This is a genomic window from Aeromicrobium alkaliterrae, assembly GCF_039529015.1.
Taxonomy (GTDB): Bacteria; Actinomycetota; Actinomycetes; order Propionibacteriales; family Nocardioidaceae; genus Aeromicrobium; species Aeromicrobium alkaliterrae.
The window spans coordinates 212,500-220,067 of sequence record NZ_BAAAME010000010.1 but is presented as its reverse complement, the minus strand read 5'-3'; the positions used below and the strand labels follow the sequence as shown (position 1 = coordinate 220,067).

Sequence of the window (7,568 nt, the reverse complement as noted above, 5' to 3'; positions counted from 1 at the left end):
GCCTGCCTCGCCTTCGGCTCGGCCCGACCGACCGCCGCGTGGTGGCTGTGCCCCCCTTCGAGGCTCGCAAGCTCGCACCTCAGGGCAACGGGTCGGGGGAGAGCGTAGGGCCTCGATTTGGAGGGAACCCCCGAACGGGCGTAGACTGGTGCGTCGGCCTGTCCAGGCGGATTTCCGCATGTCCGGGCCACCCGACGAAGCAACCGAGAAGCTGAGGTTATGGCGAAAAAAGAAGGCGTCATCGAGATGGAAGGCGCGGTGGTGGAGGCTCTCCCCAACGCGATGTTCCGCGTCGAGCTGACCAACGGGCACAAGGTGCTCGCCCACATCAGCGGGAAGATGCGCCAGCACTACATCCGAATCCTCCCCGAGGACCGGGTCGTGGTGGAGCTCTCGCCGTACGACCTCAGCCGCGGTCGCATCGTCTACCGCTACAAGTGACCCTCGCCCCGGCGAGCGTCATCCCCACAACTTCATAACCGTCAATTCACGCATCTGTTCTGAGGAAAGAGCTTCTCCCATGAAGGTCAACCCGAGCGTGAAGAAGATCTGTGACAAGTGCAAGGTGATCCGTCGCCACGGCCGCGTCATGGTCATCTGCGAGAACCCCCGGCACAAGCAGCGCCAGGGCTGACGCAGACCACTTCTTCAGTCGCATCACTGAACATCTGACGGCTCGCCCAGGACCACTCCTGGGCGTCACCCCCGGCGCAGAGGCCGGGGCCCGGCTCCGGATCACCATCTCCCCGCACCTGCGGACGAGAGGCCTCCGGGAGGCAGCTGGGGCGCCGCGGATGACCACACCTCTGCTGAACCGAAAGGAACTGCCAGCACATGGCACGCCTCATCGGAGTGGATCTCCCGCGCGAGAAGCGCCTCGAGATCGCACTCACGTACATCTTCGGCATCGGGCGCACGCGCGCCGCCGAGACCCTCGCCGCCACCGGCATCTCGGGTGACCTCCGGGTCCACGAACTCGGCGACGACCAGCTCGTCGCGCTTCGTGACCACATCGAGGCCAACTACCAGACCGAGGGCGACCTGCGTCGCGAGGTCACGGCCGACATCCGTCGCAAGATGGAGATCGGCAGCTACCAGGGCCGTCGTCACCGTGCGCACCTGCCGGTCCGCGGCCAGCGCACCAAGACCAACGCGCGCACCCGCAAGGGTCCGAAGCGCACCGTCGCCGGAAAGAAGAAGTGATTCGCTGATGCCTCCCAAGAGCGCTGGCACCAAGAAGGTGCGCCGCAAGGAGAAGAAGAACGTCGTTCAGGGCCACGCCCACATCAAGAGCACGTTCAACAACACGCACGTCACCATCACCGACCCGTCCGGCGCGGTCATCGCCTGGGCGTCCGGTGGAACCGTGGGCTTCAAGGGCTCCCGCAAGTCGACGCCGTTCGCGGCCGGCATGGCGGCCGAGGCTGCTGGGCGTCAGGCCCAGGAGCACGGCATGAAGAAGGTCGACGTCTTCGTCAAGGGCCCGGGTTCGGGTCGCGAGACCGCGATCCGCTCGCTGAGCGGTGTCGGCCTCGAGGTCGGCACGATCTCCGACGTCACCCCCAGCCCCCACAACGGCTGCCGCCCGCCCAAGCACCGTCGTCTCTGAGACCTCGCGTCCCAGCCTCGACCCACGAATTCCAGGAGCACTGAACCATGGCCCGTTACACCGGTCCTCTCACCAAGAAGTCGCGCCGCCTCGGCGTCGACCTCGTCGGTGGTGACGCCGCCTTCGAGCGTCGTCCCTACCCGCCCGGCCAGCACGGCCGGGCCCGCATCAAGGAGTCCGAGTACCGCACCCAGCTGCAGGAGAAGCAGAAGGCGCGCTACACCTACGGCATCCTCGAGAAGCAGTTCGCCAACTACTACGAGCTCGCCTCGCGTCGTCCCGGCAAGACCGGTGACAACCTGCTGACGCTGCTCGAGTCCCGTCTCGACAACGTCGTGTACCGCGCCGGGCTCGCCCGCACGCGTCGTCACGCGCGTCAGCTCGTCAACCACGGTCACTTCCTGGTCAACGGCGTCAAGACGAACATCCCGTCGTTCCAGGTCAGCAAGTTCGACATCATCGACGTCAAGGCCAAGAGCCTGAACACGACGCCGTTCATCGTCGCGCGTGAGACCCACGACGCCGACACCGTGCCCGCGTGGCTCGACGTGTCGCCCACCCGCGGTCGGATCCTGGTCCACCAGAACCCGGTCCGCGAGCAGATCACCGTTCCGATCCAGGAGCAGCTGATCGTCGAGTTCTACTCGAAGAAGTAGTTCTTTCCCCACCCACCCGGGCCTCATATAACGGTTGTCCCGGAAAGGAATCACCATGCTGATCGCCCAGCGCCCCACCCTGTCCGAAGAGGTCGTCGACGACTACCGTTCGCGGTTCGTCATCGAGCCCCTGGAGCCCGGTTTCGGGTACACCCTCGGCAACTCGCTGCGTCGCACTCTCCTGAGCTCGATCCCGGGTGCCGCCGTCACGTCGATCAAGATCGACGGCGTCCTGCACGAGTTCTCGACCGTCCCCGGTGTCACCGAGGACGTCACCGAGATCATCCTCAACCTCAAGGGTCTCGTGGTCTCCTCGACCATCGACGAGCCCGTCGTGATGTACCTGCGTGCCTCCGGCGCCGGCGCGGCCACCGCTGCCGACATCGAGGTGCCCGCGGGCGTGGAGGTCCACAACGCGGACCTGCACATCGCGACGCTCAACGAGAAGGGTCGCCTCGACGTCGAGCTCGTCGTCGAGCGTGGCCGCGGCTACGTCTCGGCCGTGCAGAACAAGACCGGCGACGAGGAGATCGGCCGCATGCCGATCGACTCGATCTACAGCCCCGTGCTGAAGGTCACCTACAAGGTCGAGGCCACCCGCGTCGAGCAGCGCACCGACTTCGACCGTCTCGTCATCGACGTCGAGACCAAGCGGTCGATCGACCCGCGTGACGCCATCGCGTCGGCCGGCTCGACCCTGGTCGAGCTCTTCGGCCTGGCCCGTGAGCTCAACGTCGAGGCCGAGGGCATCGACATCGGTCCGTCGCCGGTCGACGAGCAGCTTGCTGCCGACCTGGCGCTGCCGATCGAGGACCTCGACTTCAGCGTCCGGTCGTACAACTGCCTCAAGCGCGAGGGCATCCACACCGTCGGTGAGCTGATCACCCGTTCGGAGCAGGATCTCCTCGACATCCGCAACTTCGGGCAGAAGTCGATCGACGAGGTCAAGGAGAAGCTGGTCGAGATGGGTCTGGGCCTGAAGGACAGCCCCGCCGGCTTCGACCCGTCCGCCGTGTCCTTCGAGGACGACGATGCGTCGTTCGCCGAGGACGAGCAGTACTGAGCCACCCGGCGAGCCGTCGGCCCGCCGCATCCCACCTGGAGTAACGCATGCCTACCCCCACCAAGGGTCCCCGCCTCGGCGGCAGCCCCGCGCACCAGCGGCTGATCCTGGCCAACCTGGCGCAGTCGCTGTTCGAGCACGGCAAGATCACGACGACCGAGGCCAAGGCCCGCCGTCTGCGTCCCTACGCCGAGCAGCTCATCACGAAGGCCAAGCTCGACACGGTGGCCAACCGCCGCCTGGTCGTCAAGGTCATCCGTGACAAGAGCGTCCTGCACACCCTGTTCACCGAGATCGGTCCGGCCATGGCCACCCGTCCCGGCGGCTACACGCGCATCACGAAAATCGGACCGCGCAAGGGCGACAACGCCCCCATGGCCGTGATCGAGATCGTCGAGGCCCAGGAGTTCGGTGCGCAGAACCAGGCACCCAAGAAGAAGGCCGCCACGGCCGCGCCGGTCGAGGAGACTCCCGCCGAGGAGACCGTGACCGACGAGGTCGTGGCCGACGAGACCGCGACCAGCGATCCCGACGTCGTCAGCGAGCCCGACGCGGAGGAGACGCTCGACACCGAGGCCCCGGCCACGGACGAGCCCGCCTCCGACGAGCCGGCCAAGGAGGAGTCCTCCGACAAGGAGTGACCTCACCTGCCTGACAGGACCCCGTACCGCCTCGGCGGTGCGGGGTCCTGCCGCGTCAGGGGCGCGACGTCCGCAGGACGCGGAAGCCCCTCGACGACGCGAGGCGCTCGGTGGGCCAGCCCTGCTCGCCGAGCCAGCGCTGCAGCGAGTCGGCCCCGAGGTTCTTGCCCACGACCATCGTGAGGGTCCCGGTGGGCGACAGGCGGGCGAGCCAGTGCAGCAGCAGCTCGTGCAGCGCCTGCTTGCCGATGCGGATCGGCGGGTTCGACCAGATCGCGTCGAAGCGGAGGTCGGCGGGGACGTCGTCGGGCAGCCCGACGCGTGCCGTCACCTCGTGCCGCGCGGTGTTGGCGGCGGTCAGGTCCAGTGCGCGCTCGTTGACGTCGACGGCCCAGAGCTCGCTCTCGGGCCACTGGAGGCCCAGCGCGAGGGTTAGGGGACCCCAGCCGCAGCCGAGGTCCAGCACGCGCTCAGGAGCCGCCTCGGCGGACGCCAGCTCGGCGAGCAGGACTGCCGTGGCGTGGTCGAGGCCGTCGCCCGAGAACACGCCGGACGACGTCGTGACGTCGAGCTCGCGGCCGAGCACGCGGACCCGGAGGTCGCGGGTGCGGTCGTCGCTGCCGGGCGCCGGTGCGAAGTAGTGGTCGGGCACCCGGCGATTCTCTCAGCAGTGCTCGAAGACGTAGGCCGGGTCGTCGTCGGGCACCACGTCGCGGTCGCGCAGCAGGATCGAGCGGTCGCCTGCGGCGTCGTCGCAGGCCTGCTCGAAGGCCTCCCGACCGTTGTCGGTGTACTCGATCTCGATCACGTGGCCGCCGTACATGTCGGTGTAGACGTCGCACTCCTCGTAGACCGCGCACTCCTCGGTCACGGCGAAGTCGAAGCCGAGGGCGGGGCCGTCGATCTCGGCGCTGTTCTTCTGCCCGATCGGCAGCCCGGCGTCGTGGGCCGCCTCGACGAGCAGGGCGGCGAAGGCCTCGGCGTCGTCCTGCGTCAGGAGACCGCGCGAGCGGGTCCAGCTGTCGAGGTTGTCGACCTCGACGGCGTCGAAACCGTCGTTCGCGCACGTGCGGATCCAGTCGCCCACGACCTCGGCCAGCTCGTCGCGCTTCTCCGGCGTCGAGATGTCGAAGAGCGTCTCCTCCGGCCAGCCCGGGTCGATGACGTCGTCGCCGCCCTCCTGCAGCAGCAGGTCGACGCCGTGCAGCACGACGAAGACGTCGCGGGAGCCGCCGGGCTGGGTCTGGAACCCGTTGACGTAGCAGATCGAGTAGCGGTCGGGGTCAGGGATCGAGGAGCTGTCACGGGTGACGACGTCGACGTCGTCGGCCGGCGCATAGCGTCCCCCGAGCTGGTAGTCGACCACCGCGCCGACCGGGGGCAGGGCCAGTCCGTCCGGAGACGTGTCGTCGCCCCCGCCGCAGCCGACGAGGAGCGCCGCCACCAGTGCCAGGGCCAGACCGAGCCTCATCGCGTCGCCTCCCAGGCCTGGCGGACGCGGACCGGGGCGGCGATGAGCCACGCGTCCGTGACGAGCTCGCGCAGCTCGGCGGGGTCGACCCTCTCGAGGTCCACCAGGACGTACCCGTACCCGTCGTAGTGCGGGATCGTGAAGAACGCGGCGTCGCCGGAGGCCAGCAGTGCTTCCTTGTCCTCGAGCGAGCACTTCAGGGCCAGGGCACCGTGAGCCTCCTTCTCGAGGCGCAGGCGGGCGAACATCTTCCCCTTCACCTTGAGCGAGGGGTTGCCCCAGGAGGTCGACACCTCGGTGTCGGGGAAGGTGGACGTCGCGAGCCCGACGAGCTCGTCCCACGTGGTGGCCATGGGCCCAGTGTGCCGTCCGTTCAGGGCGCGAGCGAGCGCAACCGGTCGAGGAACTCGACCTGAGCGGCGACGAGCGCGTCGGCGGCGTCGTCGAGCCCGAACCACGCCACGCGGTCGAGCTCGGGGACCTGCTGCACCTGGCCCGAGCGAGGCGGCCACTCGAGCTCGAACGTGCCGGGCACGACCGCCTCGGGGTCGAGGTCGGCAGCCAGGGCCCACACCTGCACGTCCTTGCGCGACTGCCGCACGCGGCCGAGGTCGACCAGGGGGCCGGGGGGCACCGGCAGCCCGAGCTCCTCGGTGAACTCGCGTCGGGCCGCGGCCTCCGGCTCCTCGTCGCCCTCGAGGACACCCTTCGGGATCGACCACGCGCGCTCGTGCTTGCCGGCCCAGAACGGTCCGCCCAGGTGGCCCAGGAGCACCTCGGTCCGCCCGTCGCGCTCGCGGTGCAGGAGGAGCCCGGCGCTCAGCAGGCGCGGCACGTCAGGCGTCCTTCACGACCGGACCTGGCGCGACTCGGCGACCCGGGCGGCCAGGCCCGCGTCGTCGGGGTAGACGACCTCCTCCAGCACCAGGCCGTGCGGCTCCATGACCTTGACCCGTCCGTCGCGGACGCGCCCGGCCAGGACCTCGGCGGCGAACTCCGGCGGGAAGCGGCGTTCACCGACCGCGACGAGGCAGCCCATCAGGGAGCGGACCATCGAGTGGCAGAACGCGTCGGCGCGGACCGTGGTGGCGATGGTCTCGCCGCCGCGGACGGTGCGCAGGGTCAGGAGGGTGCGGATCGTCGTGGCGCCCTCGCGCTTCTTGCAGAACGCGGCGAAGTCGTGCTCGCCGAGGAGGTGCTCGGCGGCCTCGTTCATCAGGTCGACCGTGAGCGGGCGGGGATGGGCGACGATCATGCCGCGCGCCAGGGGGTCGGGACCGGCCGGGTGGTCGGTCATCCGGTAGACGTACCGGCGCTCGACGGCGGCGAAGCGGGCCTCGAAGTCGGGGTGCGCCTCGGTGACGGCCTTGATGCGGATGTCGCCGGGCACGAAGCGGCGCAGGCGGCGCTCCAGGACCCCGGGGTGGGTGTCGAGGTCGACGTGGACGACCTGGCCACGGGCGTGGACGCCGGCGTCGGTGCGGCCCGCGCACGTCACGCTGGGGTTCTCCGGGAGGCGCAGGATCGTGCCGAGGGCCGCCTCGAGCTCACCCTGCACGGTGCGGAGCCCCGGTTGGATCGCCCACCCGGAGAACTCGGAGCCGTCGTACGCCAGGTCGATCCGCATTCTCACGGGGCCACGGTAGTCGGTGGGTGCATCATCGGAGGATGAGGATCCTCATGATCGGGACGGTGCTGCTGGCGTTGGCGGCGTGCGGGCGCGACGGCGGGGGCGACGAGGCTGCGGACCCGCTGGTCGGTACCTGGACGGTCGACGGGGTGCCGCTGGCGGAGGCGGTCGCGGCGGGGACGCCCTACGTCGTGCTGCAGGACGGCGGCCGGGGCGAGGCGTACGACGGGTGCAACAGCGGCTCGGGGGAGTGGAGCGCCGAGGGCGACGAGGTCGTGCTCGCGGAGTGGATCTCCACCCTGCGCGGCTGCCTCGATCCGTCGCTCGTGGCCGAGATCGGCGTGACGACCCCGCTGACGCTCGACGGCGGGACGCTCGTGGTGCCCGCGGCCGACGGCGGCGAGCCGTTCCGCCTCACCCGGACCCCCTGACGGCTCCCGTCGCGCGGATTCCCACGAGACCGTCGGAAACTTCCTGGGTCAAGCCACGAATCCCGCA

The 7,568-nt window shown here is 69.6% G+C and carries 13 protein-coding genes; 8 read left to right on the top strand and 5 right to left on the bottom strand.

Annotation, left to right across the window (positions count from 1 at the left end; translation table 11 throughout):
* Positions 1 to 219: 219 nt before the first annotated feature.
* From infA to rplQ, 7 genes are all read left to right on the top strand, one after another.
* Positions 220 to 441 carry a translation initiation factor IF-1 gene (gene infA, locus ABD127_RS18255; protein WP_023647000.1) on the top strand — a complete coding sequence of 74 codons (222 nt, stop codon included), beginning with the start codon at positions 220 to 222 and terminating at the stop codon, positions 439 to 441.
* Between the two features lie 79 nt (positions 442 to 520).
* Entirely contained in the window at positions 521 to 634 is a 114-nt protein-coding gene (gene rpmJ, locus ABD127_RS18250) for a 50S ribosomal protein L36 (RefSeq protein ID WP_008361054.1), read from the top strand.
* A 200-nt stretch (positions 635 to 834) separates the two neighbouring features.
* Entirely contained in the window at positions 835 to 1,203 is a 369-nt protein-coding gene (gene rpsM, locus ABD127_RS18245; RefSeq protein ID WP_344204107.1) for a 30S ribosomal protein S13, read from the top strand.
* Positions 1,204 to 1,210: 7 nt separating this feature from the next.
* A complete protein-coding gene (gene rpsK, locus ABD127_RS18240) occupies positions 1,211 to 1,609 on the top strand; it encodes a 30S ribosomal protein S11 (protein WP_344204104.1) in 399 nt (132 codons plus the stop codon).
* Positions 1,610 to 1,656: 47 nt separating this feature from the next.
* Positions 1,657 to 2,265 (top strand): 30S ribosomal protein S4, encoded by a 609-nt coding sequence (gene rpsD, locus ABD127_RS18235; RefSeq protein ID WP_344204101.1) that lies wholly within the window; start codon positions 1,657 to 1,659, stop codon positions 2,263 to 2,265.
* Positions 2,266 to 2,320: 55 nt separating this feature from the next.
* A complete protein-coding gene (locus ABD127_RS18230) occupies positions 2,321 to 3,328 on the top strand; it encodes a DNA-directed RNA polymerase subunit alpha (protein ID WP_344204098.1) in 1,008 nt (335 codons plus the stop codon).
* A 47-nt stretch (positions 3,329 to 3,375) separates the two neighbouring features.
* Positions 3,376 to 3,969 carry a 50S ribosomal protein L17 gene (gene rplQ, locus ABD127_RS18225; protein WP_344204095.1) on the top strand — a complete coding sequence of 198 codons (594 nt, stop codon included), beginning with the start codon at positions 3,376 to 3,378 and terminating at the stop codon, positions 3,967 to 3,969.
* Positions 3,970 to 4,024: 55 nt separating this feature from the next.
* On the opposite strand, the gene ABD127_RS18220 is transcribed toward rplQ, so the two are convergent.
* From ABD127_RS18220 to truA, 5 genes are read right to left on the bottom strand one after another with little or no spacing between them, the layout of a single operon-like run.
* Positions 4,025 to 4,621 carry a class I SAM-dependent methyltransferase gene (locus ABD127_RS18220; RefSeq protein WP_344204093.1) on the bottom strand — a complete coding sequence of 199 codons (597 nt, stop codon included), beginning with the start codon at positions 4,619 to 4,621 and terminating at the stop codon, positions 4,025 to 4,027.
* A 12-nt stretch (positions 4,622 to 4,633) separates the two neighbouring features.
* The gene (locus ABD127_RS18215; protein ID WP_344204091.1) at positions 4,634 to 5,440 is read right to left on the bottom strand and encodes an endo alpha-1,4 polygalactosaminidase; all 807 of its coding nucleotides are present in this window, start codon (positions 5,438 to 5,440) and stop codon (positions 4,634 to 4,636) included.
* A complete protein-coding gene (locus ABD127_RS18210; protein WP_344204089.1) occupies positions 5,437 to 5,793 on the bottom strand; it encodes an MmcQ/YjbR family DNA-binding protein in 357 nt (118 codons plus the stop codon). Before ABD127_RS18210 ends, ABD127_RS18215 begins: the two co-directional genes overlap by 4 nt.
* A gap of 20 nt (positions 5,794 to 5,813) precedes the next feature.
* A complete protein-coding gene (locus ABD127_RS18205; protein ID WP_344204086.1) occupies positions 5,814 to 6,275 on the bottom strand; it encodes an NUDIX hydrolase in 462 nt (153 codons plus the stop codon).
* A gap of 12 nt (positions 6,276 to 6,287) precedes the next feature.
* Positions 6,288 to 7,067: a tRNA pseudouridine(38-40) synthase TruA gene (gene truA, locus ABD127_RS18200; protein ID WP_344204257.1), complete on the bottom strand. Its 780-nt coding sequence runs from the start codon at positions 7,065 to 7,067 to the stop codon at positions 6,288 to 6,290.
* A gap of 41 nt (positions 7,068 to 7,108) precedes the next feature.
* Here truA and ABD127_RS18195 point away from each other — a divergent pair, with 41 nt between their 5' ends.
* A complete protein-coding gene (locus ABD127_RS18195) occupies positions 7,109 to 7,501 on the top strand; it encodes an META domain-containing protein (protein ID WP_344204084.1) in 393 nt (130 codons plus the stop codon).
* Positions 7,502 to 7,568: the final 67 nt, after the last annotated feature.